This is a genomic window from Aurantimicrobium minutum (assembly GCF_029893825.1).
GTDB lineage: Bacteria > Actinomycetota > Actinomycetes > Actinomycetales > Microbacteriaceae > Aurantimicrobium > Aurantimicrobium minutum_C.
This window is the reverse complement of sequence record NZ_JARXXV010000001.1, coordinates 461,034-486,773: the sequence shown is the minus strand read 5'-3', so window position 1 is coordinate 486,773 and position 25,740 is coordinate 461,034. Positions and strand designations below refer to the sequence as shown.

At 50.5% G+C, this 25,740-nt stretch carries 24 protein-coding genes and 1 tRNA gene; 18 read left to right on the top strand and 7 right to left on the bottom strand.

Annotated elements, in window-relative coordinates:
* The first annotated feature begins 15 nt into the window (after window positions 1–15).
* Window positions 16–705 (top strand): lysophospholipid acyltransferase family protein, encoded by a 690-nt coding sequence (locus M2120_RS02290; RefSeq protein ID WP_280797108.1) that lies wholly within the window; start codon window positions 16–18, stop codon window positions 703–705.
* A gap of 98 nt (window positions 706–803) precedes the next feature.
* Window positions 804–2,174 (top strand): class II 3-deoxy-7-phosphoheptulonate synthase, encoded by a 1,371-nt coding sequence (locus M2120_RS02285; protein ID WP_280797107.1) that lies wholly within the window; start codon window positions 804–806, stop codon window positions 2,172–2,174.
* 64 nt (window positions 2,175–2,238) lie between these two features.
* On the opposite strand, the gene M2120_RS02280 is transcribed toward M2120_RS02285, so the two are convergent.
* On the bottom strand, window positions 2,239–3,588 hold the full coding sequence (locus M2120_RS02280) for an APC family permease (protein WP_280798146.1): 1,350 nt from the start codon (window positions 3,586–3,588) through the stop codon (window positions 2,239–2,241).
* Between the two features lie 277 nt (window positions 3,589–3,865).
* Here M2120_RS02280 and trxA point away from each other — a divergent pair, with 277 nt between their 5' ends.
* Window positions 3,866–4,240, top strand: a complete 375-nt coding sequence (trxA, locus tag M2120_RS02275) for a thioredoxin (protein ID WP_280797106.1) — start codon at window positions 3,866–3,868, stop codon at window positions 4,238–4,240.
* A 56-nt stretch (window positions 4,241–4,296) separates the two neighbouring features.
* Here the strand turns inward: trxA and M2120_RS02270 are convergent, their stop codons facing one another.
* The 3 genes from M2120_RS02270 to valS form a co-directional block, all read right to left on the bottom strand.
* On the bottom strand, window positions 4,297–4,521 hold the full coding sequence (locus tag M2120_RS02270) for a TM2 domain-containing protein (RefSeq protein WP_280797105.1): 225 nt from the start codon (window positions 4,519–4,521) through the stop codon (window positions 4,297–4,299).
* A 7-nt stretch (window positions 4,522–4,528) separates the two neighbouring features.
* Complete coding sequence (locus M2120_RS02265) at window positions 4,529–4,702, bottom strand: hypothetical protein (RefSeq protein ID WP_280797104.1); 174 nt, start codon at window positions 4,700–4,702, stop codon at window positions 4,529–4,531.
* Window positions 4,703–4,764: 62 nt separating this feature from the next.
* Window positions 4,765–7,350, bottom strand: coding sequence for a valine--tRNA ligase (valS, locus tag M2120_RS02260; RefSeq protein WP_280797103.1), 2,586 nt, complete (start codon window positions 7,348–7,350; stop codon window positions 4,765–4,767).
* A 300-nt stretch (window positions 7,351–7,650) separates the two neighbouring features.
* On the opposite strand from valS, the gene ileS reads away from it, so the two are divergent.
* Genes ileS through ndk form a run of 4 tightly spaced genes read left to right on the top strand, consistent with a single transcriptional unit; the run spans window position 7,651 to window position 13,226 of the window.
* Entirely contained in the window at window positions 7,651–10,995 is a 3,345-nt protein-coding gene (gene ileS, locus M2120_RS02255; protein ID WP_280797102.1) for an isoleucine--tRNA ligase, read from the top strand.
* Window positions 10,988–12,451 (top strand): bifunctional folylpolyglutamate synthase/dihydrofolate synthase, encoded by a 1,464-nt coding sequence (locus M2120_RS02250; protein ID WP_280797101.1) that lies wholly within the window; start codon window positions 10,988–10,990, stop codon window positions 12,449–12,451. The genes ileS and M2120_RS02250 overlap by 8 nt, the downstream gene beginning before the upstream one ends.
* Window positions 12,439–12,807, top strand: coding sequence for a DUF4233 domain-containing protein (locus M2120_RS02245; protein WP_280797100.1), 369 nt, complete (start codon window positions 12,439–12,441; stop codon window positions 12,805–12,807). Before M2120_RS02250 ends, M2120_RS02245 begins: the two co-directional genes overlap by 13 nt.
* Entirely contained in the window at window positions 12,807–13,226 is a 420-nt protein-coding gene (ndk, locus tag M2120_RS02240) for a nucleoside-diphosphate kinase (protein ID WP_280797099.1), read from the top strand. Before M2120_RS02245 ends, ndk begins: the two co-directional genes overlap by 1 nt.
* A gap of 60 nt (window positions 13,227–13,286) precedes the next feature.
* Here the strand turns inward: ndk and M2120_RS02235 are convergent, their stop codons facing one another.
* Together M2120_RS02235 and M2120_RS02230 are read right to left on the bottom strand one after the other, a co-directional pair.
* Window positions 13,287–14,747 (bottom strand): DHA2 family efflux MFS transporter permease subunit, encoded by a 1,461-nt coding sequence (locus M2120_RS02235; protein ID WP_280797098.1) that lies wholly within the window; start codon window positions 14,745–14,747, stop codon window positions 13,287–13,289.
* Window positions 14,748–14,749: 2 nt separating this feature from the next.
* A complete protein-coding gene (locus tag M2120_RS02230; RefSeq protein ID WP_280797097.1) occupies window positions 14,750–15,340 on the bottom strand; it encodes a vitamin K epoxide reductase family protein in 591 nt (196 codons plus the stop codon).
* Window positions 15,341–15,653: 313 nt separating this feature from the next.
* On the opposite strand from M2120_RS02230, the gene M2120_RS02225 reads away from it, so the two are divergent.
* The 11 genes from M2120_RS02225 to M2120_RS02175 all read left to right on the top strand — a co-directional run bounded on the left by M2120_RS02225 (window position 15,654) and on the right by M2120_RS02175 (window position 25,231).
* Window positions 15,654–17,987 (top strand): Rne/Rng family ribonuclease, encoded by a 2,334-nt coding sequence (locus M2120_RS02225; RefSeq protein ID WP_280797096.1) that lies wholly within the window; start codon window positions 15,654–15,656, stop codon window positions 17,985–17,987.
* 189 nt (window positions 17,988–18,176) lie between these two features.
* Window positions 18,177–18,485 carry a 50S ribosomal protein L21 gene (gene rplU / locus M2120_RS02220; protein ID WP_280797095.1) on the top strand — a complete coding sequence of 103 codons (309 nt, stop codon included), beginning with the start codon at window positions 18,177–18,179 and terminating at the stop codon, window positions 18,483–18,485.
* An 18-nt stretch (window positions 18,486–18,503) separates the two neighbouring features.
* On the top strand, window positions 18,504–18,755 hold the full coding sequence (gene rpmA, locus M2120_RS02215) for a 50S ribosomal protein L27 (protein WP_280797094.1): 252 nt from the start codon (window positions 18,504–18,506) through the stop codon (window positions 18,753–18,755).
* 99 nt (window positions 18,756–18,854) lie between these two features.
* On the top strand, window positions 18,855–20,375 hold the full coding sequence (obgE, locus tag M2120_RS02210) for a GTPase ObgE (protein WP_280797093.1): 1,521 nt from the start codon (window positions 18,855–18,857) through the stop codon (window positions 20,373–20,375).
* Window positions 20,365–21,147 carry a glutamate 5-kinase gene (proB, locus tag M2120_RS02205; RefSeq protein WP_280797092.1) on the top strand — a complete coding sequence of 261 codons (783 nt, stop codon included), beginning with the start codon at window positions 20,365–20,367 and terminating at the stop codon, window positions 21,145–21,147. The genes obgE and proB overlap by 11 nt, the downstream gene beginning before the upstream one ends.
* 24 nt (window positions 21,148–21,171) lie before the next feature.
* On the top strand, window positions 21,172–22,437 hold the full coding sequence (locus M2120_RS02200) for a glutamate-5-semialdehyde dehydrogenase (RefSeq protein WP_280797091.1): 1,266 nt from the start codon (window positions 21,172–21,174) through the stop codon (window positions 22,435–22,437).
* Between the two features lie 33 nt (window positions 22,438–22,470).
* A complete protein-coding gene (locus tag M2120_RS02195) occupies window positions 22,471–22,662 on the top strand; it encodes a hypothetical protein (protein ID WP_280797090.1) in 192 nt (63 codons plus the stop codon).
* A gap of 11 nt (window positions 22,663–22,673) precedes the next feature.
* Window positions 22,674–23,273, top strand: a complete 600-nt coding sequence (gene nadD, locus M2120_RS02190) for a nicotinate-nucleotide adenylyltransferase (protein ID WP_280797089.1) — start codon at window positions 22,674–22,676, stop codon at window positions 23,271–23,273.
* Window positions 23,270–24,742: a cell envelope integrity protein TolA gene (locus M2120_RS02185; protein WP_280797088.1), complete on the top strand. Its 1,473-nt coding sequence runs from the start codon at window positions 23,270–23,272 to the stop codon at window positions 24,740–24,742. The genes nadD and M2120_RS02185 overlap by 4 nt, the downstream gene beginning before the upstream one ends.
* Window positions 24,743–25,117 carry a ribosome silencing factor gene (rsfS, locus tag M2120_RS02180; RefSeq protein WP_280797087.1) on the top strand — a complete coding sequence of 125 codons (375 nt, stop codon included), beginning with the start codon at window positions 24,743–24,745 and terminating at the stop codon, window positions 25,115–25,117.
* 38 nt (window positions 25,118–25,155) lie between these two features.
* Window positions 25,156–25,231: transfer RNA gene (locus M2120_RS02175), tRNA-Ala, on the top strand.
* Between the two features lie 33 nt (window positions 25,232–25,264).
* On the opposite strand, the gene M2120_RS02170 is transcribed toward M2120_RS02175, so the two are convergent.
* Complete coding sequence (locus M2120_RS02170; RefSeq protein ID WP_280797086.1) at window positions 25,265–25,726, bottom strand: RpiB/LacA/LacB family sugar-phosphate isomerase; 462 nt, start codon at window positions 25,724–25,726, stop codon at window positions 25,265–25,267.
* Between the last annotated feature and the right edge of the window lie 14 nt (window positions 25,727–25,740).

The following is a 25,740-nucleotide window of genomic DNA, read 5'->3' as shown; positions in this document are numbered from 1 at the left end:
CGGTAAGCTACACATATGTTTTATTGGCTGATGAAGAACGTCATCGCCGGACCGTTGCTCAAAGGCATCTTCCGTCCGTGGATTACCGGTGCTGACAATATCCCTCAGCATGGTGCTGTCATTCTCGCCAGTAATCACCTCTCCTTCGTTGATTCTGTATTCCTTCCCATTTGCATCGACCGAGACATGGTATTTCTGGCCAAAAGCGAATACTTCACCACGAAAGGCCTCAAGGGCTGGGCAACCAAGTGGTTTATGAAGGGCACAGGAATGCTGCCCATTGATCGCTCCGGAGGCAAGGCTTCAGAAGCGAGCCTGAACACGGGCCTTCGTGTTTTGGCCGAAGGTCGTGTGCTTGGCATTTATCCCGAAGGAACCCGCTCTCCCGATGGAAAGCTTTACCGCGGACGCACTGGTATCGCTCGTATGGTTCTGGAATCAGGTGTTCCTGTTGTTCCTGTGGCAATGATCGACACGGAGAAGGTCATGCCTATTGGTGCTAAATGGCCCAAGCTTCGTCGTACCGGCATCATTATTGGAAAGCCTCTAGATTTCTCACGATTCCAAGGCATGGAGGGTGACCGTTTCATCCTGCGCTCTGTCACCGACGAGATTATCTATGAGCTTGCTGGCCTCTCAGGCCAGCAGTATGAGGATGTTTACGCTTCATCTGTGCGTGAAAAGCGCCCCGCTAACGCAAGATAGGCTTAACTGTTGGCATTGTGAGTAATTGAGTGCCATCAAGACAAATATTCGTTGTTGTGATGACACCATCACACACCCATTACTAGGGGAGTACCTTCGTGGCTAGCCAAAATGAGCCCAATATCATCGCTGACAAGTCTGTCATCGAGGGTCTGGACTATTGGCGCACGCTCCCCATCAAGCAGCAGCCTCAATGGCCTAATGCAGCGGCTGTTCAGAATGCTTCAGAGCGTCTCGCTAGCTACCCTCCACTTGTCTTTGCAGGTGAAGTCGACACTCTTCGTGATCGTCTTGCCCTCGCTGCTCAAGGTAAGGCATTCTTGCTCCAGGGTGGTGACTGCGCAGAGACCTTCGCAGGTGCAACTGCTGACAAGATCCGTAACCGCATCAAGACAGTTCTTCAAATGGCTGTCGTTCTTACCTACGCTGCTGAGATGCCTGTCATCAAGATGGGGCGTATGGCAGGTCAATTTGCCAAGCCACGTTCAAGTGACACTGAGACCCGTGGCGATATCACCCTTCCTGCTTACCGTGGAGATATCGTCAACGGCTATGACTTCACGCCTGAAAGTCGTGAAGCAAACCCTGAGCGCCTTGTGCAGGGATACAACACTGCAGTTTCGACACTGAACCTTATTCGTGCCTTCACTACCGGTGGTTTTGCAGACCTGCGTGAAGTTCACTCGTGGAACAAGGGTTTTGCAAAGAATCCAGCAAACGCTCAATATGAAGCATTGGCTAATGAGATTGACCGCGCAATTAAGTTCATGGCTGCTTGCGGTGCGGATTTTGATGCTTTGAAGACCACCGAATTCTTCGTATCTCACGAAGCACTCCTGATGGACTACGAACGTCCAATGACGCGTATTGACTCGCGCACGGGCACCCCTTACAACACGAGTGCACATTTTGTTTGGATCGGTGAGCGCACGCGTGAACTTGACGGAGCACACGTTGATTTCCTCTCTCGTGTTCGTAATCCCATTGGTGTCAAGCTGGGACCCACCACTGACATCGACACGGTTAAGGCTCTCATTGAGAAGCTTGACCCCAACCGTGAACCAGGACGCCTCACCTTCATCACTCGTATGGGTGCAGGAAAGATCCGCGAAGCTTTGCCACCGCTTCTTGAAGCGGTCAAAGCTAGTGATGCAAATCCTCTTTGGATTACTGACCCCATGCACGGAAACGGCATCACAACGCCTAACGGATACAAGACTCGTCGTTTCGATGACGTGATGGATGAAGTACGGGGCTTCTTCGAAGCTCACCGTCAGGTTGGTACTTTCCCTGGTGGAGTCCACGTGGAGCTCACTGGTGATGATGTCACCGAATGTCTCGGTGGTTCTGAGCAGATCGATGAGAAGGACCTAGAGAGCCGCTACGAGTCTCTCTGCGATCCTCGACTGAACCACATGCAGTCGTTGGAGCTCGCATTCTTGGTAGCTGAAGAACTTAAGAAGGCATAAATAGTTTCACTAGATAAACAAGAATCCCCGCCACTTTCGTGGCGGGGATTCTTTGTTGAGACTGTTACTTCACAACCTTGTTGAATCCGGTTACAGGCTGAGCCTCATCGAATCCAGCAACCTGGGTGCGGAAGCCCTTGGTCAGGATTGCGAGCCAGACCAGACCGATACCAGCCCAAATCAGACCACCAGTGAGGGCCTCAGGGGAGAGGTTGACCCACAGGATGATGGTCATTGCAAGACCAATCAAAGGCATGATGATGAACTTGAAGATATCTCCACCGGTGTGGCGGCGACCCTGACGGATTGCGAACCATCCGATAACTGAGATGTTCACGAAACTAAATGCAACGAGAGCACCGAAGTTAATGAAGTGGACGATGTCCGCAAGAGTCAAGACAACACCAGTCAAGCAAACCAAACCTGCAAGAATAACGTTGAAGGTTGGGGTCTGAGTCTTGGGGTTGACGAAACCGAATAACTTGCGGGGGAGAACGTTGTTACGTCCCATCACCAGCAGCATGCGGGCAACAGATGCTTGCGAGGCAAGCAGTGACGCAATCGTTGCAGCAAAGCCTGCAGCAGTCAGAATGATCTTCATGGTCTGACCACCAACGAGCTCACCAATGATGGGGAGTGTAGAGTCATCCATGTATTGACGGTCACCGCCAGGAGCGAAAATGTTCCAGTCGGGGAAGAGTGCCTGAGTGAAGTAAGCGGTCACGATGAAGATCGCACCACCAATCAACACGGTGAGCATGATCGCACGAGGTACGACCTTGGGGGTGCGAGCCTCTTCGACATACATGGTTACTGCATCGAAGCCGATGAAGCTGAAGCAGACGATTGTTGCACCAAGCAGTACTGCTCCGAAGTCAACACCCTCGTGATAGAAGGGGTTAATGGTGACGAGAGTACCGTCACCGGCACCACCGAGAAGCTGACCAATAACAACAACCACGAAGGACGCCATTGCCAAGATAGCAATGATGAGCAGGATTGTGTTTGTGTTAGACGTACCACGCATGGTGATGTAGATGATTGCGGTGGCAAGAACCGTGAAGGCAACAACCCATACCCAGCCAGGAATGTCGGGGAAGAAAGATTCCATGTAGCTGGCGACAATGATGATGTTCACCAGTGGTAGCAACATGTAGTCCAGCATGGACGTCCAACCCACCATGAAGCCCACGTTGGGGTGGATGGCGTTTTTGGCGTAGGTATAAGCAGATCCAGCAGAGGGGAACTGTGAGGTCATCTTGCCGTAGCTAATCGCGGTGAATACCATCACGATCAAAGCAACTAGATAGGCCAGTGGAACAACGTTGTTAGTTCCTTCGGCGACCATACCAAAGGTGTCAAAAACAACCGTGGGGGTCATGTAACCCAGGCCAAGAGCAACGATTGCCCACATTCCTAGGTTTCGTTTTAGAGCGACGCGTCCCTCAGGAGCACCGGGAACAAAAGACTCGGGCATCTATATCTCTCTTCTTTGAGGTTCATGAAGTTACGTATTACTTTCCGGTAACTGCTTTTTACTCTAGTCCTCGAATCGGAATCTTTTGATGAGTTTGCCGAGTTTTCCTCAACGGAATCAGTGAAATTTGGTCAATATAAATCCGAAATCCGTAGTCATGAAAAGTTTGTGGCTGGCTGAGATACACCGAGGCGCTAGAGCGTAGGCTTGAAAGATGGCTTCCGTAGAACTCACAGCAGATAATTTTGATTCAACAATTACTGATAACGACATTGTCATTGTTGATTTCTGGGCGGATTGGTGTGGCCCTTGCAAAATGTTTGCACCCACATTTGAGGCAGCATCTGAGAAGGATCCTCAGATCGTTTTCGGCAAGGTGGATACCGAATCAGAACAGTCTCTAGCTGCGGCTGCAGGGATTCAATCCATTCCGACACTCATGGTGTTTAGGGAAAGAGTTCTGCTCTTTTCCCAAGCAGGTGCACTTCCTCCGGCTGCACTGGATGATCTCATTTCACAGGTCAAAGCATTAGATATGGAAGCTGTTCATGCTGAAATAGCGAAGCAGCAAACTGAAGCTTCTGAATAGATTTCTAATAAGTAATGCCCCTCGGCGAGGGGCATTACTTTTTTACTTTCGAGAAATTATTTGACGAGCTCGCGGCCCCACTTGTCCCGCATGTTGCCCGTGGCAATGATGATGATGTCGATAATCCACCACACGCCCAGTCCACCACCGGTGATGAGCTTGAGGATTCCAGTGCCCCACTTGCCGATGAACATGCGGTCAATTCCGAGGGTTCCCACAAAGATGGACAGAATCAAGGTGAGTGTCCAGTCGCGGGGTGCTGTTGCTGTTTCGTTTGCCATGGGTGCGTTAACCTTCCTGTGAAATCGTGATTTCCCCGTCTGGAGAAACACGAATTGTGGTGCCGTCATCGAGTTGAACGACGGGCCTGTTTTCGAGATATGTAAGTGTCCAAAACCAGGTAGTGGTGTCTTGGGTTAGTCCTTGAAGATCTTTTTCAACTTCAAGAATGTGAGAAACCACATCCTGTGAAAGTGAACTAGGCGCAGGGGAGTGTGCCCTCCATCTTGTTCCCAGTTGCATGGTTACTCACTTGCTTCAGTTGAAGGCGCTAGCTCAATGTCTGTGACACTGAGTTCATCGGCTTCAACAAAGTTCAATGATGCAATACGTCCGGTTGCCATGAGATCGTCCTGAGCAGCTTCCAAAAGTGAAATGGTTGCTTCTGGTGCAGCAATAGTTGCGGTTGTCACTTCTGTTTTCTGACTTGCTTTTGCATCTGTCTTGGCGCGACGAATACCGATCAGTGCTTCGGAAGCGGCCTTCAGAATCTCGGGGTTTCCGATGACATCCGTACCAGGAGCTGGCCATGATGAGCGGTGGATGCTGTCATCGTGGAACCAGGACCATGCTTCCTCGGCAGCAAAAGGCAAAACGGGTGCAAGCAGTCTCAAGAAAACCGTTAATGCTTTGTTGAGAGCAGCTGCCGCAGATGCTTGCTCTGGATGTGCTTCGTTATATGCACGTTCCTTCACTAGTTCCAGGTAATCATCGGTGAAAGTCCAGAAGAAGTGCTCAGTTACTTCCAACGCTTTCGCGTGGTCATAGTTCTCAAGTGCTACGGTCGCTTCTCGAACAACCTCATGAAGGGTTTCGAGCATGCTCAAATCAAGCGGATTGGTGATCTTGGTATCTGCAGGTGCAGTGAAACCCAGAATGAACTTTGACGCGTTGAGGAGCTTGATTGCTAAACGGCGACCAATCTTTATCTGGGTAGGGTTCTGAGGATCGAATGCTGCATCAGTTCCCAGACGGCTAGTTGCTGCCCAATATCGCACAGCGTCAGAACCGTGTTGGTCGAGCATGTCGGCGGGAGTAACAACATTGCCCTTTGACTTTGACATCTTCTTGCGATCTGGATCCACAATGAAACCTGAAATCGCAGCATTTGTCCATGGTTTGCCACCATTTTGCAGGGCAGATCGAAGCATCGTGGAGAACAGCCAGGTACGGATGATGTCTTGGCCTTGTGGGCGAAGGTCGAAGGGGAATACTAGGTTCCACAGCTCTTCATCTCGCTCCCAGCCGCCGGCTAGTTGTGGGGTGAGGCTTGAGGTTGCCCACGTGTCCATCACGTCCACTTCGCCTTGGAATCCGCCTGGAATACCACGCTGTGACTCGTCATAGCCTGCTGGGATATCTGTAGAAGGGTCCACAGGAAGCAGATCACGCGATGCGATGATGGGCTCATCAAATACCGGGTTACCGTCCTTATCTAGTGGATACCAGACGGGAATGGGCACACCGAAGAAGCGTTGGCGTGAAATGAGCCAGTCACCATTGAGTCCATTGACCCAGTTTTCATAGCGAACACGCATGAAGTCGGGGTGCCATGACATTTCTTGACCTAAATCAATGAGTTTCTTCTTGAGCTGGTCATCTTTCGCTCCATTGACGAGGTACCACTGTCGTGTGGAAACAATCTCGAGGGGCTTGTCACCCTTTTCGAAGAACTTCACGGGGTGCATGATGGGCTCTGGTTCGCCGAGCATTTCGCCTGATTCTTTGAGCATCTCAACCATTGCGGTTTTGGCGCTGAATGCAGTCTTGCCTGCAAGTTCTGCATAGGCTGCCTGAGCTTGGGGAGAGTCAAGTCCTTCAGGGGCTTCTGAAACGAATCGACCATCAAAACCAATAACGGCACGTGTCATCAGGTTCAATTCACGCCACCAAATCACGTCAGTAACGTCACCAAAGGTGCAGATCATGGCGATGCCGGTGCCCTTATCGGGCTGTGCAAGGTGGTGTGCAAGTACGGGGACTTCGACCCCAAAAACGGGAGTCTTTACCGTCTTGCCAAAATATGGCTTGTAACGCTCATCGTCAGGGTGTGCCACTAAAGCGACACAGGCAGGAAGAAGTTCGGGACGACTAGTCATGATCTCAATGTGACCGCCGTCAGGCTTGTGGAAAGTCAGGCGGTGGTAGGCGCCAGGCATTTCCTTATCTTCTAGTTCTGCTTGTGCAACAGCGGTTCTGAAGGTTACATCCCACAATGTTGGTGCCATCGCTTGGTATGCCTCACCACGAGCATGGTTGTTGATGAAGGCAAGCTGGCTTGTCGTGATGGTTTCGTCAGAGATGGTGCGATAGGTCTGCGTCCAGTCAACAGAGAGGCCGAGCTGACGCCAGACATCTTCGAACTGCTTTTCATCTTCAACGGTGAGCTTTTCGCACAGTTCAATGAAGTTTTTACGGCTAATGGGCAGCTGGTCCGCAGCCTTAGAGCTCTTGTTGTCTCCACCTTCGAATGGTGGAACAAAGTTTTCTACATAGGGCAGAGTTGGGTCGCATCGAACTCCGTAGTAGTTCTGAACACGTCGCTCTGTGGGGAGGCCATTGTCGTCCCAGCCCGCAGGATAGAAGACTTCTTTACCACGCATGCGCTGAAAACGAGCAATGACGTCGGTGTGGGTATAGCTGAATACGTGGCCAATGTGGAGCGAACCTGACGCTGTGGGGGGAGGAGTGTCAATTGAAAAGACACTGCTGCGTGTTTGCCCATCCCTGCGGAAGCGATAGAGACCTGACTCTTCCCAGGTCTTGTCCCAGAGAGATTCGAGACCTTCCAGTGCCGGCTTATCAGGAACGTTTGCGGGCGTAATGGACATAGGTATAACTCGCTCTCTATGGGCGGCATCGTGTCAATGTCAGATACTTCATGAATCTGGCTTGATGCCTCAAATGGTGATGTTTCTACTGTACTAAAGCCGATACAATGTTGAGTAACGACAACGATCCGGCTATCACCGGGGAGTCTTCGGAAGAACAGTCTTCGGACTCAGTAGAACCGAACGGGACGAGCCCGTTATTGCTCATGAACAAGTGGTGGGATTTCCCACAAGTTCAGGTGGTACCGCGGAAGAAATTTCGTCCTGGCACAGTTTTTTACACACAACTGGAGCCCTCACGTGACGTATCCCCGCCGTAATGCATTTGGACAACAGAACGAACTCGTACCTTCTCCTTCTTTTCCTGCCATAGAGGAACAGATTCTTGCGTTCTGGGAGCAGGACAATACGTTCCAAGCTTCTATTGATCAGCGTGCTGACGGAGATGAGTGGGTGTTCTATGACGGACCACCCTTTGCCAACGGATTGCCACACTATGGGCACCTTCTCACCGGTTATGCCAAAGATCTTTTCCCTCGTTACCAAACCATGCGCGGAAAGAAGGTTGACCGTCGTTTTGGTTGGGACACCCACGGACTTCCTGCAGAACTTGAGACAATGCGCCAATTGGGCATTACCAAGAAGGAAGAAATCGAGGAGATGGGCATTGCTGCGTTCAACGCAGAAGCTCGTTCTTCAGTTCTTCGCTATACCGGCGAATGGGAACAGTATGTAACTCGTCAAGCTCGGTGGGTTGACTTCGAAAACGATTACAAGACCCTCGATATTTCTTTCATGGAATCCGTGATCTGGGCTTTCAAGCGTCTCTATGAAAAAGGCCTCGCATATGAAGGATTCCGTGTACTTCCATACTGCTGGAACGATGAAACCCCGCTGTCTAACCACGAACTTCGTATGGACGATGACGTGTACAAGATGCGTCAGGATCAGTCCGTTACAGTCACGTTCCCGCTGTCTGGCCACAAGGCTCAGTCCTTGGGTCTTTCGGGTGTTCGTGCCCTCGCATGGACTACTACGCCGTGGACTTTGCCTACCAATGCTGCGTTAGCAGTAGGTCCAGAGATTCACTATGTCGTAGTCCCTGCCGGTCCGAACGGTGCCTCAGATGGTGCCAACAGCGCAACAGCTTACTATCTCATCGCACAGGATCTGTTGGGGAACTACGCCAAAGACTTAGGTTATGAAGATGCAGCTTCAGCGAAAGAAGCTGTGAAGTCCACGGTTATAGGTAAAGACCTTGAGGGTGTGGCATATGACCGACTGTGGGACTACTACGCCGATGACGAGGAATACCAAAGTAACGCCTGGCAAATTCTCGTCGCAGACTATGTCACTACCGCTGACGGTACTGGAATTGTTCACCAAGCACCTGCCTATGGTGAAGAGGACCAGAAAGTGTGTGAAGCTGCTGGAATTGGTGTTCGTGTCTCTGTTGATGACGGTGGCAAGTTCCTTTCTCGCTTCACAGAGGTAGCGGGAATGCAAGTCTTTGAGGCTAATAAGCCGCTGACCAACCTGTTACGAGAACAAGGTCGTTTGATCCGTGTGGCTTCCTATGAGCACAGCTACCCTCACTGCTGGCGCTGTCGTCAACCACTGATTTATCGCGCTGTCTCATCATGGTTTGTCTCGGTTACAACCTTCCGCGACCGGATGGAAGAGCTCAACCAGCAGATCAATTGGGTTCCCGAAAACGTGAAGGATGGGCAATTCGGCAAGTGGATTGCTAACGCTCGCGACTGGTCAATTTCACGTAATCGTTACTGGGGTTCACCTATCCCGGTGTGGAAGTCAGATAACCCTGAATATCCACGAATTGACGTCTATGGCTCACTTGATGAACTCGAAGCAGACTTTGGTGTGCGCCCCACAGATCTGCACCGCCCCTTCATTGATGAATTAACTCGACCAAATCCTGACGACCCCACTGGGCAGTCCACTATGCGTCGCATTGAGGATGTGCTGGATGTGTGGTTCGATTCAGGTTCAATGCCATTTGCGCAGGTTCACTACCCATTCGAGAATCAAGAATGGTTCGATAGCCACAACCCTGCAGATTTCATTGTGGAATACATCGGTCAAACACGTGGTTGGTTCTATACCCTCCACATTTTGGCAACGGCACTTTTTGATCGACCAGCATTCAAGAACGTGGTTTCTCACGGAATCGTTCTCGGTAATGACGGTCAGAAGATGTCAAAGTCTCTGCGTAACTACCCAGATGTTTCAGAAGTATTCGACCGCGATGGTTCAGATGCCATGCGGTGGTTCTTGATGAGCTCGCCAGTGTTACGTGGTGGAAACCTGATTGTGACCGAGGAAGGCATCCGTGAGGGTGTTCGACAACTCTTGTTGCCTCTGTGGAATAGCTATTACTTCTTCTCGCTATATGCCAACGCAGATAACTACGAGGCACAGTGGCGCACGGATAGCACCAATGTTCTCGATCGTTATTTGTTGGCTAAGACTCGTGACCTCATTGAAGAAGTACAAGGCCAACTCGACGCTTTGGATTCAACTAATGCAGCTGAGTCACTGCGTGCCTTTGCAGATGTTTTGACCAATTGGTACGTGCGTCGATCACGTGATCGTTTCTGGACTGGTGGTGCTGAAGCTCACGAGGCATTCGACACTCTTTATACCGTTCTGGAAACACTGTGTCGTGTGGCAGCACCGCTGCTTCCGTTGGTAACTGAAAACATCTGGCAGGGTCTCACCGGCCGGCGTTCAGTTCATCTCGAAGATTGGCCAGATTCAACCGCGTTCCCAGCTGATTCCGAGCTTGTCAACACTATGGATGCTGTTAGAGAAATAACCTCAGCTTCTCTTGCGCTTCGCAAGAAGGTTGGCCTTCGTGTTCGTTTGCCACTGGCAGACCTCACCGTTGTTTCTGCACATGCTGACGCACTCGAAAACTTCAGTGACATCTTGCGTGATGAGCTCAATGTGAAGCACGTCTCACTGGTTGAACTCACCGACTCATCCGCTGCTGAATATGGCATTACATCAAAGTTGTCGGTGAATGCTCGTGCAGCTGGTCCTCGACTGGGCAAACAAGTGCAGCACATCATTCAAGCTGCGAAGGCAGGTGATTGGTCTGAAGTTGACGGCGTTGTAACTGCTGGCGGTGTTGAGCTAGTTGAAGGGGAATACGAACTCACCTTAGAAACTGGTGATGGATCTGAGGGAGCACGAGCGCTGGCATTGCTTCCAGCCGGTGGTTTTGTCCTACTTGATACTCAGACCACTGCAGAACTTGAAGCAGAAGGTTTAGCTCGTGATGTTATTCGCGCAGTGCAAGACACACGCAAGGCTGCTGGCTTTGAGGTTACAGACCGAATTCATCTCAACATTTTCTGTTTCTCACCGGCAGATGCTTATGCACTCAAGCTGAAAACAGATGCAGATATCGCTGCGGACACATTGGCAGTGGAATTTGGTGTTCACGATCCAGAATTCCATAAAGAACTAACAGGTTTCGCAGAAGTCTCACCTGCCGAATGGCTTCCTGGGTTCCTCAAGATTGCACCAGAACATTTTGCTCTCATACCTGCCGGTCAGTATGCGAACGAAGGTAGTTTTGTTGTAGCAGTATCTCGCGTGAATCGAGTAGTCAATGTCTAGAGATGACCTCACACCTGAAGGGTTTGCCTCTGGTGACTTCTCTTCAGATGATGACTATGACGGTCTTGATCCTGCGGAGATGGATGAATATTCCCGAGCAGCACAGTTAGTTTTCCAAGAACTTTCTGTCCGACTAGGGGAGGGCAATCCACAACCTCGGCTTGAACCAACTCGACGAGTGGTTGAACTCCTGGGTGATGTCCACTGTGCGTATCCGATCATTCACATTGCAGGAACGAACGGAAAAACCACCACTGCTCGCCTCATCGAGTCAATTCTTCGAGCCTATGGTTTGTCCACTGGTGTGTTTACCTCGCCGCATCTTGTGTCATTCAACGAACGAATACTCCTTAATGGAGTTCCTGTTCGGGACGATGTCTTGGTTACTAACTGGCTTGATGTGAAGCCCTATGTTGAACTCGTCGATGCAGAGTTGGAATCTAAGGGAGAACCTCGTCTCACTTTCTTCGAAGTGATGACCATCTTGGCGTATGGCACATTCGCAGACGCACCAGTTGATGTTGCCATCGTCGAAGCCGGACTTGGTGGGGAATGGGATTCCACCAATGTTGCAGACGGAGCAGTGGCAGTATTCACACCTATTGCCCTCGATCACACAGATCGACTTGGTAAAGATTTAGATGCCATTGCACGCACCAAATCAGGCATCATCAAACCGTCTTCCATGGTTGTCTCAGCAGCTCAGAATCCTGTTGTTCGAGCAGTGCTTGAAGAGGCAGTCGACCTCACAGAGTCAACACTCACCTTCGTTTCAACAACAGATATTCCAGAAGTGGGCAACCCTGTTGCTGTCGTGTCGCGTGCGGTTGCTGTGGGTGGACAGATGGTCACCATTCAAGGTGCAGCCGGGCGTTACGAAGACATTTTTCTCGCGCTCTATGGCGACCACCAAGCTGAAAACGCTGCTTTGGCCATAGCCGCTGTTGAAGCATTCTTAGGCGGAGCATCACAAGCATTAGAGCAAGAAGTCCTTGCTGAAGCATGTGCAACTGTAACGTCTCCTGGTCGTTTGCAACTTGTAGCTTCAGAACCCACTGTCCTTGTTGATGCGGCACACAATCCTCATGGTGCTCAATCCCTTACGCGTGCTCTTTCCACCTATTTCACTTTTGATGATGTGACAATAGTTCTGGCAATCTTTGAGGACAAAGATGCTGAAGGAATCATTGATGCACTGGCGCAGTGCGCCACGAGGTTTATTGTCACCAGCGCTCCCAGTGAACGTTCACGTTCTGCTCGTGACCTCGGATTCTTGGTCGCAGATAAAGTCGGCGATGACAAGGTTGTGGTTGAACCCGATCCTGTGGTTGCACTGGCGATGGCCCGCGGTTATGCAGCGAATTCAGACAAGGGAGCAGTAGTGGTTACCGGTTCCATCACCTTAGTGGGACTCACTGTGGGTCTTGCGGAAGAGTCACAGGGGTGGACGCTGTGAACACCCTCCTCACGCCTCAGCGTCGATCAGCCCAAGCATCACTGGGACAAGTTGTTCTCGGATTCGAACTCATTGTGGTTGGGCTAGCCTCGTTGACCATATTTGGTTTGGGAGCTCTGCCACCAGCGCTGGCCTTAGGTGGGGGAGCAGCAGTCTGTGTACTCATGCTTGCTGCTATCGGCCTCATGACCAAATACAAATGGGCTTTCATTCTCGGCTGGGCCGTTCAGCTGGTCATCGTATTGGCAGGATTTGCCGTCACCATGCTGTTTTTGATTGGAGCAATATTTGCTGCAATTTGGACTTTCGCTATGACAACTGGAGCGAAACTTGATTCACAAAAGAAAGAAAACTGATGACAACAATTGAAGAAACTCTCGTCCTCGTCAAGCCAGACGGTGTTGCACGCGGATTAACCGGTGAAATTCTTCGCCGCATTGAGGCGAAAGGTTATGCACTGGTCGATATTCGACTCGTACAAGCAGATCGTGAACTCTTGGGTAAGCACTACGAAGAACACGTGGGCAAGCCCTTCTATGAACCGCTGGTAAGTTTCATGGAATCAGGCCCTGTTGTGGCTATTCGACTTGCTGGCAACCGTGTCATCGAAGGTTTCCGCTGCCTTGCCGGAACGACTGATCCCACAACTGCAGCTCCGGGAACTATCCGTGGTGACCTTGGACGCGATTGGGGTCTTGCTGTTCAGCAAAACCTTGTTCATGGTTCAGATTCTCCAGAATCTGCTGCTCGTGAATTGGCGCTCTGGTTTAACTAACAACACGTAAAGCAGGTGAGCCCTCACATACGTGGGGGCTCATCTGCTTAATGAACAGTTCTAGTGCTGGAGTTCTTTCGCCATCTCTTCCGTGTTCGCAGGTCGCTTGAGAATACTTGCAATGGCGATGAGTCCTAGTGAGGCAATCGCACCAATCAAGAATGCTGCACGCATACCTCCTGCTAACGCCTCAACAGTTGTATCACCACCATCACGCAATCCTGCAGAAATGATGGTCATTACTGTCACAAACACAGCTGTTCCTGCAGCGCCGGCGAGCTGTTGCAGGGTGCCAATGGTCGCACTTGCATAGCTGTAGAGCTGTGGAGGGACAGAACTCAGGGAGAGAGCAAATAGGGGAGTGAACAGGAAAGCCAATCCCACGCTCAGTAACGAATAACTTCCAAAGACAAACCAAATAGATGTTGTCGTTCCGAAGGTCGTCATGCTCCAGAAGGAAGCAGAAACGGCAATCGCTCCGGGAATGAGGAGTTTCTGTGGCCCCACTCTGTCATACATGCGACCAACGAAGGGTCCAAGAAGTCCCATAGCTAGACCACCGGGCAGCATCATGAGTCCTGTAGTCAGAGGTGCAACACCCAACACATTTTGCATATAGATAGGAATCAAAATTCCAGCACCAAACAAAATCAGCATGCCAATCGTCATGATGCCCATTGCTTCAGTGAAAGAACGTGAACGAAAGGTGCGCAAATCAAGAAGTGCTGAATTTGTTTTTTGTAAACGTGATTGACGGTTGAGGAACAGCGCGAAGATCACAACACCAATACCCAGTGGAATCCAGGGAGAAAGTGTGGCCACACCGCGGGCTGCGTCAGCAAAAGAGCTCAGTCCGTAGATCAGTCCAGAGAAAGCAAACGCACTGAGAATAACCGAGAGAACATCAATGGGGATTTTGCGAGGTTCTTGGCTGTTTGAAATCCGAATGGTTCCAATAATCAGAGTGGTGATTCCGATAGGAAGCATGATCCAGAACAGCCATCGCCAATCTAAAACGCTCAACACGAGGCCAGAAAATGCTGGGCCGAGTGCTGGTGCGGCTGAGAGAACTAAAGAAATGTTTCCGTTGATGCGTCCACGCATGTGTTCTGGAACCAAAACCATCACAGTAGTCATCAGTAGAGGCATCATGATTGCTGTTCCACTGGCTTGCAGAATGCGTCCGATTAACAGCAGGAAGAAATCTTGCGACAGTGCAGCAACGAGAGTACCTGACGTGAAGAATGTCATCGCAGCGATGTACATCGGCTTTGTGCTGAAGCGCTGAAGTAGGAAGCCCGTAGTGGGGATGATGACAGCCATGGTCAGCATGTAGGCAGTGTTTAGCCACTGGCCGGTGCTTGGTTGAATATTGAGCTGCTTCATGATTTGTGGCAGCGCTACACCCAGTGCCGTTTCATTGAGAAAGACGACAAACGTCGACACCATCAACACACCAAGGATGACCTTGTGTTGCGGGTTGAGTTTGTCGGAAACAGGAGTTGTATCCGAAGCAGACATTGTTACAGCGTACCGACCCAATTGAGAACGAATTGTGCGATTACTGCTTCAACGAGGTAGCTCACCAAGACGATGATGGCTACCCAGCTCAACAATGTCGTTCCAAGTTTGACGGCACGTGAGCCCCAGATACCGTTTTTCATAGACCAGAACGTAACGACCCAGAACAGGGGAATCGTTGCTGACCAAGTCACCATGCACCAGGGGCAGAGGGTTCCCAAAACGAAAACTGACTGACTAAAAAGCCAAATGACAAAGGCGAGAGCAACAGCAGCGCCGAAGTTGAGGCCGCGCCAAAACCAATTGGCATAGCGGGCTCCGGCGAGTAGGCCTACGCCAATAGTGATCACCACGGACCAGGCCATCAAGCCAATAATGGGGTTAGGGAAGCCGAGCAGTGAACCCTGCCAGGAAGCTAAGTTCTTTCCACACTGCACAATGACGCTGTAATCGCAGGAGGCAGCTTCTTCGGGGTGCAGTAGCTTGTGAATCTTTTCGAGTGTTAGAGCGAATGCGGCGGTTAAGCCAACAAAGCCAGCGACAATTAAGAAAATTGAGAAGCCCGTGGGGCGTTTTGTCTCAGAGGAAGTCATGCTCACTCTCTCATTATGGATGCAGAGTAAAAGTATTACGCTCAGGAACCACACAGGCACCAGAAACCTGACATACTGTTATTAGTGCGAAGGCAGAGGCCTCGCGCGACGTGACAAACAAGACTTTGCATAACAACGGTTATGCGTAAGGGAGATCACCGCGATCGCCCGCCACTTCTCCAGAGCTACAAGCCGGAAAAAGTGGAAAGCCAGAAAAAGATTTATAACCATAATTTTTCGAAATTGTGGAATACGAGAATAGTTACATCCCCGTGACGCGGTGACGCAGGGGGTAACGGGGAGTACACCACTGATGGTGAATAACACTGAAAACGATGACAACGTCGTTGAAGAGTTTGTTACAGAGGTTGTTTCTGAATCTGTAGAAGTAGCTGAAGAGATCGTTGCGGAAGCCACAGTTGTTGCTGAAGCGATTGTCGCGGAAGCAGAACACCTTGCTACAGACATTGTTGAAGAAGCAGAAGCCGAAGCTGCCGTTATCGAAGTTGCGGCTGAAGTTCTTGCAGAAGCAGTTGTGGAAGCAGCTATCGAAGCTACTCCAGAAGTTGCAGCTGTCGAATATCCAAATTTGGAAGCCAAAGAAGTTACTGATCTGTTCTTCTTCGCTCCAAATCTCCCAGGTTCTGAGAACCGAATTCCCACTCGTGATGGTCGCGAACGTCTAGAAGACCGTCGACCTAACCGTAATAACCGCCAAGATCGCGGCGCATTTGGACAGGTTGAAGAAGAGGGTAGCGAAGGTGGGAACCTTCGTCGTCGTGTCCGCCAGCGTCAGGGCGAGAACCGTGAAATCCAGGATGAGTCTGGAAACACTGTTGTTCGGATTCGTACTCCTCGGGTTCCTGAGCAAATCACTGAACCTCAGCGCATCAAGGGTTCAACTCGTCTCGAAGCGAAAAAGCAGCGTCGCCGTGATGGTCGAGATGCTGGACGTCGTCGCACTGTCGTAACTGAGAGCGAATTCCTTGCACGTCGTGAGGCTGTTGATCGTGCCATGATTGTGCGCGAGAAGGAAGATCGAGTCCAAATCGGTGTTCTTGAAGACAACGTCTTAGTTGAACACTACGTGGCACGTGCATCTGAGGCAAGCCTGATTGGCAATGTGTACCTCGGCAAGGTTCAAAATGTTCTTCCCTCGATGGAAGCCGCATTCGTAGACATTGGTCGTGGTCGTAACGCAGTTTTGTATTCTGGCGAAGTTGATTGGGATTCTGTCGAGACCGGTAACCAACCTCGCAAGATTGAAAATGCGCTCAAACCAGGCGACAAGGTACTTGTTCAAGTAACTAAAGATCCTGTAGGACAAAAGGGTGCACGACTGACTTCTCAAGTCTCACTGCCTGGTCGTTACCTCGTTTATGTTCCTAACGGTTCAATGAACGGCATTAGTCGTAAGCTGCCTGACACTGAACGAACTCGCCTCAAGCGGATTCTCAAGGAAGTTCTTCCTGAAAATGTCGGTGTTATCGTCCGCACCGCTGCCGAGGGTGCAACCGAAGAACAGCTCACTGTTGACGTTCAACGTTTAACCCAGCAATGGGAAGAAATTTCACGCAAGGCAGAAACAGATAACGCACCTGCAATCTTGCACAGCGAATCAGACTTGCTCATCAAGATCGTGCGTGATGTCTTCAATGAAGACTTCCACCGCATGATCATCCAAGGCGATATTGCTAAGGGAACCATCGAAAGCTATCTCAACCAGGTAGCGCCGGAACTTCTCGAACGTGTTTCGGCCTATGAAGGGGATCGAGATGCTTTCGATGAGTTCCGTATTACTGAGCAAATCGAGAAAGCCCTAGACCGCAAGGTTTGGCTGCCCTCAGGTGGTTCCTTGGTGATTGACCGCACGGAAGCGATGACCGTTGTAGATGTGAACACCGGCAAGTTTGTTGGTTCAGGCGGAAACCTCGAAGAAACCGTGACGAAAAACAACCTTGAGGCTGCTGAAGAGATTGTTCGCCAGCTTCGTTTGCGCGATATCGGTGGAATCATCGTTGTCGACTTCATCGATATGGTGCTTGAATCCAACCGTGATCTTGTTCACCGCCGTTTGATCGAGTGCCTCTCACGCGACAGAACAAAGCACCAGGTTGCAGAAGTTACATCTTTAGGTTTGGTTCAGATGACTCGTAAGAAGCTGGGTCTAGGCCTGCTTGAAACGTTCTCTGAGGCATGCCAGGTGTGTGCTGGTCGTGGTGTAATCGTTCATCACGAACCCGTTACCCGTCCTGGCAACAATGGTGAGTCAAACGCTGCAGAACCACGCCGTCGAAACAAGGGTCGTGGCGATAAGGCAGTGCCTGCGGTAGTAGCACACCCCATTCCAGAAGGCGCCAAGAACGCACTAGCCCAGATTGCAGCAAGCACGCTGGGACACTCCGCAGAAGATCACGAAGAACATGGTGATGAAGTCGTCGAAATTCTCGATATCCCTGTGGTCACGTCAGGTCGTGGACGAAAGAACAGAGTTTCGGTAGAACATGCCGAAGTAATTCTCGAAAACGTACTTGAAGCCCTGCCTGAGCCTAAAGCTGCAGGGCAAGGACGCGGTCGTTCACGTCGAGTATCAACAGCAAATATCTCAACTGGTGACGAAACAGGTCATCAGGAAAGTGATGCCTAGGGCGACGGGGGAGTAATCCCGCTCACACGCCGGCCTTGTTGGTTTGACCGGAGTGCGAGAAATGGCTATTCTTGAACCTTGGTGCACGTTCAATAAAGAACGATTCACCCAATCTTCTGCGGATAGTCCGGTTTGCCCAGGAAATCAACGCAGAAATAATTCATTAGCTTGAAGAAATTAGGTAGCAAAGTGGTTTACGCAGTAGTGCGCTCCGGCGGTCGCCAGGAAAAGGTAGAGGTCGGCACCATTGTCACAATGGACCGTGTAAAGGCTGACAAGGCTGGAACCATCGAGCTTCCTGCAGTTCTCCTCGTTGACGGTGACAAGATCACCGCTGACCAGGCATCGCTGGCAAAGGTCAAGGTAACCGCTACGGTTCTCAACGACCTTCGCGGCCCCAAAATCATCATCCAGAAGTACAAGAACAAGACCGGTTACAAGAAGCGTCAGGGCCACCGTCAGGAGCTCACTCGCGTTCAGATCACCGGCATCAAGTAAGGCCTAGGAGAAACTCAGATGGCACATAAAAAGGGTGCGAGCTCCACTCGCAACGGTCGTGACTCCAACGCACAGCGTCTCGGCGTAAAGCGTTTCGGCGGTCAGAAGGTTCTTGCAGGCGAGATTCTTGTTCGTCAGCGTGGTACTCACTTCCACCCCGGCGTCAACGTCGGACGTGGTGGCGATGACACTCTCTTCGCCCTTGCAGCAGGTGCTGTTGAGTTCGGTAACAAGGGTGGCCGCAAGGTCGTCAACATTGTGACTGTCTAACAACAGAACTTACAGCTTTAGAGGAAGGGCGAGCTTTTAGCTCGCCTTTTCTTATTTACATCTAGTGATAGCCACTTCAGCGGCAGAACAGGAGCAGACATGGCAACGTTTGTTGATAACGTCACACTGCACCTCAAGGCCGGTCACGGCGGTAACGGCTGTGTGTCTGTTAAGCGAGAAAAATTCAAGCCGCTGGCGGGTCCTGATGGTGGAAATGGTGGAGATGGGGGAGACATTGTTCTCTTTAGTGATCCACAGGTCACCACGCTGCTGAGCTTCCACCGATCTCCTCACATCAAATCTCAACACGGTGGCCCTGGTATGGGTGATTTCCGTCAGGGTTTCAAAGGTGAAGAGCTGGTGCTTTCAGTTCCTGTTGGAACCGTCGTCAAGGATCCAGATGGCACTGTCATTGCTGACATGAATGTTCCTGGAATGCGCGTAGTCGTTGCCCCTGCCGGTCAGGGTGGTTTAGGTAATGCTGCTCTGGCGTCAACGAAACGTAAGGCACCTGGCTTTGCATTGCTGGGAACTCAAGGTTTCGAAGGTGACGTACTTCTCGAGCTCAAGACCTTAGCTGACGTTGCCTTGGTGGGTTATCCCTCAGCAGGTAAGTCATCCCTTGTTGCTGCACTGTCTGCAGCACGTCCCAAAATTGCCGACTATCCATTCACCACGCTTCACCCCAACCTCGGTGTTGTTCAAGCAGGCGACGTTCGTTACACCATCGCAGACGTCCCAGGGTTGATTGAGGGAGCCTCGGAAGGTAAAGGCCTTGGCCTTGAGTTCCTTCGACATGTTGAGCGCTGCACTGCTTTGCTTCATGTTATTGATTGCGCGACGCTTGAACCTGGTCGTGATCCACTGTCCGATCTTGATGTCATTCTTGCTGAGCTGGCTGCCTATCCTGTTCCTTCGGACCAAATTCCTCTGTTAGAGCGTCCACAACTCATTGCGCTCAACAAGGTAGATGTTCCTGACGCCAAGGATTTGGCTGACATGGTTCGTCCATTCTTGGAAGAACGTGGCTATCGAGTATTTGAGATTTCAGCCGTATCTCATGAAGGACTACGTCAACTCTCCTTTGCACTGGCAGAACTGGTTGAGATAGGTCGTCAAGAAGCTATTGCGAACGAAGTTGTACCTGTGATTATGCTGCGTCCACGTGCTGTGGATGACCAAGGATTCATCATTCGTGTTGAAGGTGGTTCTGGCGGAAATATTTATCGAGTTATCGGCGCCAAGCCTGAACGCTGGGTGGAACAAACTGACTTCAACAATGAAGAAGCAGTGGGTTATCTTGCTGATCGTCTCGCCAAGGCTGGCGTTGAAGACGAATTGTTCAAGAAGGGCGCGGTTGCAGGTTCAACAGTCATTATTGGTGAAGGCAACGGCCTCGTCTTTGACTGGGAGCCAACCATGACTTCGGCTGCAGAATTGATGACCGGTCCTCGAGGAACTGATGAACGCTTGAATCAGAATTCTCGTCGTACCAACAAAGAACGTCGTGAAATGTATTACGACCGCATGGATGCCAAGCAAGAAGCCCGTGATGAACTCGTGCGTGAACGTGATGCTGGTTTATGGCAAGTAGATGAAGAGATCGCAGATGAGCGTTAGTAGTCGCCAAGAAATTCCTTCGGCACGAAGAATTGTGGTGAAGGTCGGGTCTTCATCGATCAGTGGTGAAAACGCTCACCAGATCAAGACACTTGTTGACGCACTAGCTGAAGCACACGGTCGGGGAACCGAAGTAGTTCTCGTTTCCTCCGGTGCCATGGCAACCGGGTATCCCTACATCAACCTCACCTCTCGCCCCACAGACCTCCCCACGCTGCAGGCAGCTGCTGCAGTAGGTCAAAGCCGTCTGATGGTTCGTTATCAAGAACTTCTGGATAACTATTCGATTGTCGCGGGCCAAGTTTTGCTGACGTCAGGTGATTTCGAGAATGAATCAACGCGTTCAAATGCAGTTCTTGCTATGGAAAAACTCCTTGAGTTACGAGTGTTGCCTATTGTCAATGAGAACGACACCGTTGGTACTCAAGAAATTCGTTTCGGAGATAACGACCACTTGGCAGCTCTCGTCGCACAATTAGTTCACGCAGATGTACTTGTGTTGCTTTCTGACGTGGACGGTATTTACACCAAACCACCCACCGAGCCCGGAGCAGAACGCATCGAATTGGTTCCCTTTGGGCATCTGCTCGACCACGTTGAGTTCGGGTCAATCGGTGTAGCTGGTGTTGGTAGTGGCGGTGCAGGAACAAAAGCGGCTGCAGCTCAGTTCGCCGCACAGTCCGGCACATCAGTGTTGATAACCAATGCAGCACTTGTTTCAGCAGCACTTCGTGGTGACAACGTAGGTACTTGGTTCGACGCAGCTTCATAAGTGTTGCTTGGGTAGCATTGATAAATGGCTACTTCTTCGCTCTCACCAGAACTCCTAGAAAAACTAGAGTCTGCACAGCAGGCTTCACGTTCCCTGGCTAACCTTTCAACAGCCCAGAAGAATGTCGCTCTTTCTACAATTGCTGATGTGATTGACGCAAATCATCAGATCATTCTTGAAGCAAATGGTAAGGATATCGAGGCAGGCCTAGCTGCTGATATGTCAGAGGGCCTGTTGGACCGTTTGCGCTTCACACCTGAACGTCTTACTGCCCTTGCCAATGCTGTTCGAGATGTCATTGCCCTTCCTGATCCAGTAGGTGTTGTTGTCAGAGGCAATGACATGCCTAACGGTATTCACCTCAGTCAGGTACGGGTTCCTTTTGGGGTTGTGGGTGCTATCTATGAAGCGCGCCCAAACGTCACTGTTGATATTGCTGCGCTGTGCATCAAAAGTGGAAATGCCGCGGTACTGCGTGGCGGAAGTGCTGCCGAAAACACAAACGCTGTGACAATTTCGCTCATTCAGCGAGCACTTAACGATGCTGGACTCCCTGCCCTTGCCATTCAAGGTATTGATGAACTTGGTCGTGAGGGTGCCACTCAGTTGATGGCAGCACGCGGGTATGTGGATGTCCTTATTCCTCGCGGTTCTGCAAATCTCATCAACGCAGTCGTTGCGGAATCTAAGGTTCCGGTCATAGAGACCGGTGCTGGGGTTGTGCATCTCGTTATTGATGAGAGTGCGGACATTGACAATGCGGTTGAGATTGTTCACAATTCAAAAGTTCAACGCCCCAGTGTGTGTAATGCTCTCGAGACACTCATCGTTCTGGAAACAGTAGCTGAACAAGCACTTCCACAAGTACTTGCACGTCTTGAAAATGCAGGAGTTACTCTCAAAGGTGATGCTCGTGCAAGGCAGATTCATCCCTCACTAGGAGTCGCCACTGAAGAAGATTACGCAACCGAACACATGGCGTTAGAAATGAGTGTTGTAGTTGTTCCAGATCTAGATTCGGCTATTGAACACATCAGAAAGTATTCGACTAAGCACACCGAAGCGATTCTGACAAACAACGTTCGCCATGCAGAAAAATTCTTGGCAGAAGTTGATGCGGCTGTTGTGATGGTGAACGCGTCTACTCGGTTTACAGACGGTGGAGAATTTGGTTTTGGTGCAGAAATAGGTATTTCTACTCAGAAGCTTCATGCTCGCGGGCCAATGGGTCTTCCGGAACTGACCTCAACTAAGTGGTTGGTCCGAGGATCTGGCCAAATCCGCCACTAGAATGAATACGTAAACCAAGACCCACGTGGAGTAATGATGGATGCACTGATTCTTGCAGCTGAAACCGAAGCAACTCACCCTCTGGTGATTCCTGCAATTGCATTTGGAATCATTGCCGCAGGATTTTTTACCTTCCTCGGATTGGTTACCTACAGCTACAAGGACGTTGCCGCACGTCACCGTCAGAAGTGGTCTGACGCAAACGACCACGCTGCGCACCACTAAGTAACGCAATCATGGCCGTTCACGGTCACTACCCCAAACTTGGCGTTTTTGGTGGAACCTTTGATCCCCCGCAAAATGGCCATATTGCTGTTGCGAAAGCTGTTCTCGAGCGCCTACTTCTAGACCATGTGTTGTTCGTACCTGCAGGAAATCCTTGGCAGAAAAACGAACAAACGTCAGCGGCACAGCGCCAAGAGATGGTTCGTTTAGCCATTGAAGGTTACGATCATTTTTCGGTCAGTACCGTTGATATTGATCGCGAAGGACCTACGTACACAGTCGATACCTTGCGCGATATTTCTTTGCAATATCCGGATTCCGAGCTCTTTTTCATCGTGGGGGATGATGCATTTGCTGGAATAACTTCCTGGAAAGATTTCGAGAAGTTAGGGGAGTTAGCCACAATTGTGGTGGTTTCTCGAATGGGAATCGCGCCAGAAGTTCCCGCAAAGCTTTCACCCAGCGTAAACTTGCTAGAAATAGATTCTTTGCCAATTTCGTCCACGCAGTGTCGTGAGCGGATTGCGAACGGTGAAACTCTCGAGGGACTCGTTCCAGGCAAAGTTGCAGATTATGTTGCCAAACATCAGTTGTATCGGAGAAATGCGTGAGTGGTGATATCCCAGACATCGTGCTGAACGAGTTTGGTGACCTTTCACGCAAGGCTCGTCGTGAGCTTGAGGCTCGAGGAATTGATCCAGACACTGCGGTAGTTGAATACATTGCAGCAACTGGACAAATGCCCATCATTACTCCAGAAGCTGCCGCTGCAGCCAAGGCCCAGGCGCAAGCAGAAGCTGCTGCAGCTCATTATGACGAGTCTCCAGAACCAGAGCGCTTTCACGAAGAATCAACAGTCGTTGTTAGTGAGCCAATAGACCTGCCTGCTGTTGAACCAGTCATTGCTCCACCCACATCGTCAGTTCCACCAGTTTCAGTGCCTGTAACCGCTGCTGAAACCGGGCCAATTGAGCCCCTGACTGTGTCACCCATCCTTTCTTCTGTTTCACTTTCTGCAGTAGAAGAAACCTTGGCTCAAGTTTCAGATCAAACCGGTGAAATACTCACGACTGGGTTTGATTCCTTGGTAACCGTTGAGACCTCTGACATTCCTGCAGGCCCTTCCAAGGGTGAAGTCCGTCGCTTGGCTCGCAAGGAAAAGAAAGCTCAAGCACTTGCTGCTAAAGCCGAAAAGCAAGCTGCTACACAACAGGCCAAAGCTGAGGCTGCTCAGCTTAAGCAAGAGGCAGCTGAAATCCTTTCCCGCAAAGCTGATCAACGTGCAGCTCGTGAAGAAGAAAAAACCGCACAGGAACGTGAAGCACAAGCTCGCAGTGTTGCTGAAGTAGAGGCTCTTCGAATCCGACAAGAACAAGAAGAGGCCGCCCGCGTTGAGGCAGAGCAAGCCGCAGAAAAGGCACGCCTTGAAGCTGAAGAACGTGCTGCCGCTGAAGAACAATCGCAGGAAGTTGAATCAACTTCTCATGAACAGCCTCAAGAAGTTGAAGAACTCGACACCATCGATGATGACGAATATGACGAAGAAGAGTTTGAGCCACAGACTATTTCTGAAGCCACAGCAGCCATCGCTATTGCTGAAGCAGTAGCTGCAGCAGAAGCAGTAGTAGAGGCTGGTGAAGTTTCGATTGAATATGGAAACCTAGCCAACTCAACCCCTGCAACTACTGGCTCTATCTCTGTCATCAGTAATGCACTTATTCTCCCGACACTTCCAGAAACCACCGGTTCAATTGCGCCGATCAATCCCACCGGCGAAATCGTCATCACTGGTTCCATCCTGATTCCATCTGCTGTTTCACAAGTTGGTGCAACACTTGAAAATCTCGATACATCCGAAATTGATGTCATCAAGGACGATGAAGAAGTTGCACCTACACAGGGCATGGCGCCTGTTAGCGCCGCAACAGCAGTCTCCGCATACAACATCTCAAACAACGTTGTGACGACCCCTCGAGGCATGAACGAACGCCTCCCATTCATTCTCTCCATCACAGCTGCCGGTTTGGCTGTGGGTGTAGTTGCTCTATTCGTTGCCGGTTATTTCTTAGGACTGTTCTAATTGGCTGCTACTGAAAATGCTCAACGTCTTCTCCAGATCGCCGCTCAGGCTGCTGACGAAAAAGGTGGATTTGATCTTGTCGCTCTCGATATTTCTGAGCCACTGCCGCTTGTAGATATTTTTCTTCTCGTCACAGGACGCAACGAGCGCAACGTCATCGCAATTTCGAACGAAATTGAAGACAAGATGATCGAAGCCGGCGTGAAAACTATTCGCCGGGAGGGTCGTACTGAAGGACGTTGGATCTTGCTTGATTTCGGTGACCTAGTAGTCCATGTCTTCCACGAGGAAGAGCGCATGTATTACGGGTTGGAAAGACTGTGGAAAGACTGCCCAGCAATTCCTCTCGAATTCGCTCAGCATTCTGAGGTGTAGTAATCTAAACAAGTTGTTTCGCACTTGTGCGAAATTACGGGTCTGTGGCGCAGCTGGTAGCGCACCTGCATGGCATGCAGGGGGTCAGGGGTTCGAGTCCCCTCAGATCCACCAACGAAATCCTCGCCTAGGCGGGGATTTTCTGTTTTATGATCTGAGGTTCTCTTCGTCGATAGCAATGACTTTCGCGACTCTACGTGCGTATTTTTCTTCAGAATTTCCGAGCCAATCGGTTGTCATCCAGACGCGCACAATGTCCATTGCTAAAGCGGAACCTATTATTTTGCCGCCGATGCACAAAACATTTGTATCTGAGTGACTGCGGGCAAGTTCTGCACAGAAAGAGTCCTGACAGACCGCAGCGAAAACTCCGTGTAATTTGTTGGCAATCATTGCTGAACCGTAGCCAACACCGTCAACAAAGATTCCGCGATCAACCTCACCGCGAGAAACGGCTTGGGCTGCTGGATAGACATAATCCGGCAGGTCTGCGGCATCGGTGTTTGTCGTTCCGAAATCAACAACTTCATGACCTTGGCCAATTAGCCAGGAAGATATTTCATTCTTGAGTTCGAGTCCTGCGTGGTCGTTGGCGAGGGCTATCTTCATATCAACAGGCTACG

Bases quoted from the DNA above. Each gene is read 5' to 3' on its own strand.
- M2120_RS02225 (WP_280797096.1), top strand. From the start codon at position 15,654: ATGGTGAATAACACTGAAAACGATGACAACGTCGTTGAAGAGTTTGTT.
- M2120_RS02200 (WP_280797091.1), top strand. From the start codon at position 21,172: ATGGCTACTTCTTCGCTCTCACCAGAACTCCTAGAAAAACTAGAGTCT.
- proB (WP_280797092.1), top strand. From the start codon at position 20,365: ATGAGCGTTAGTAGTCGCCAAGAAATTCCTTCGGCACGAAGAATTGTG.
- M2120_RS02290 (WP_280797108.1), top strand. From the start codon at position 16: ATGTTTTATTGGCTGATGAAGAACGTCATCGCCGGACCGTTGCTCAAA.
- rpmA (WP_280797094.1), top strand. From the start codon at position 18,504: ATGGCACATAAAAAGGGTGCGAGCTCCACTCGCAACGGTCGTGACTCC.
- M2120_RS02195 (WP_280797090.1), top strand. From the start codon at position 22,471: ATGATGGATGCACTGATTCTTGCAGCTGAAACCGAAGCAACTCACCCT.
- M2120_RS02235 (WP_280797098.1), bottom strand. From the start codon at position 14,747: ATGTCTGCTTCGGATACAACTCCTGTTTCCGACAAACTCAACCCGCAA.
- M2120_RS02230 (WP_280797097.1), bottom strand. From the start codon at position 15,340: ATGACTTCCTCTGAGACAAAACGCCCCACGGGCTTCTCAATTTTCTTA.
- nadD (WP_280797089.1), top strand. From the start codon at position 22,674: ATGGCCGTTCACGGTCACTACCCCAAACTTGGCGTTTTTGGTGGAACC.
- obgE (WP_280797093.1), top strand. From the start codon at position 18,855: ATGGCAACGTTTGTTGATAACGTCACACTGCACCTCAAGGCCGGTCAC.
- trxA (WP_280797106.1), top strand. From the start codon at position 3,866: ATGGCTTCCGTAGAACTCACAGCAGATAATTTTGATTCAACAATTACT.
- M2120_RS02250 (WP_280797101.1), top strand. From the start codon at position 10,988: ATGTCTAGAGATGACCTCACACCTGAAGGGTTTGCCTCTGGTGACTTC.
- valS (WP_280797103.1), bottom strand. From the start codon at position 7,350: ATGTCCATTACGCCCGCAAACGTTCCTGATAAGCCGGCACTGGAAGGT.
- M2120_RS02170 (WP_280797086.1), bottom strand. From the start codon at position 25,726: ATGAAGATAGCCCTCGCCAACGACCACGCAGGACTCGAACTCAAGAAT.
- M2120_RS02280 (WP_280798146.1), bottom strand. From the start codon at position 3,588: ATGTGGGCAATCGTTGCTCTTGGCCTGGGTTACATGACCCCCACGGTT.
- M2120_RS02270 (WP_280797105.1), bottom strand. From the start codon at position 4,521: ATGGCAAACGAAACAGCAACAGCACCCCGCGACTGGACACTCACCTTG.
- ndk (WP_280797099.1), top strand. From the start codon at position 12,807: ATGACAACAATTGAAGAAACTCTCGTCCTCGTCAAGCCAGACGGTGTT.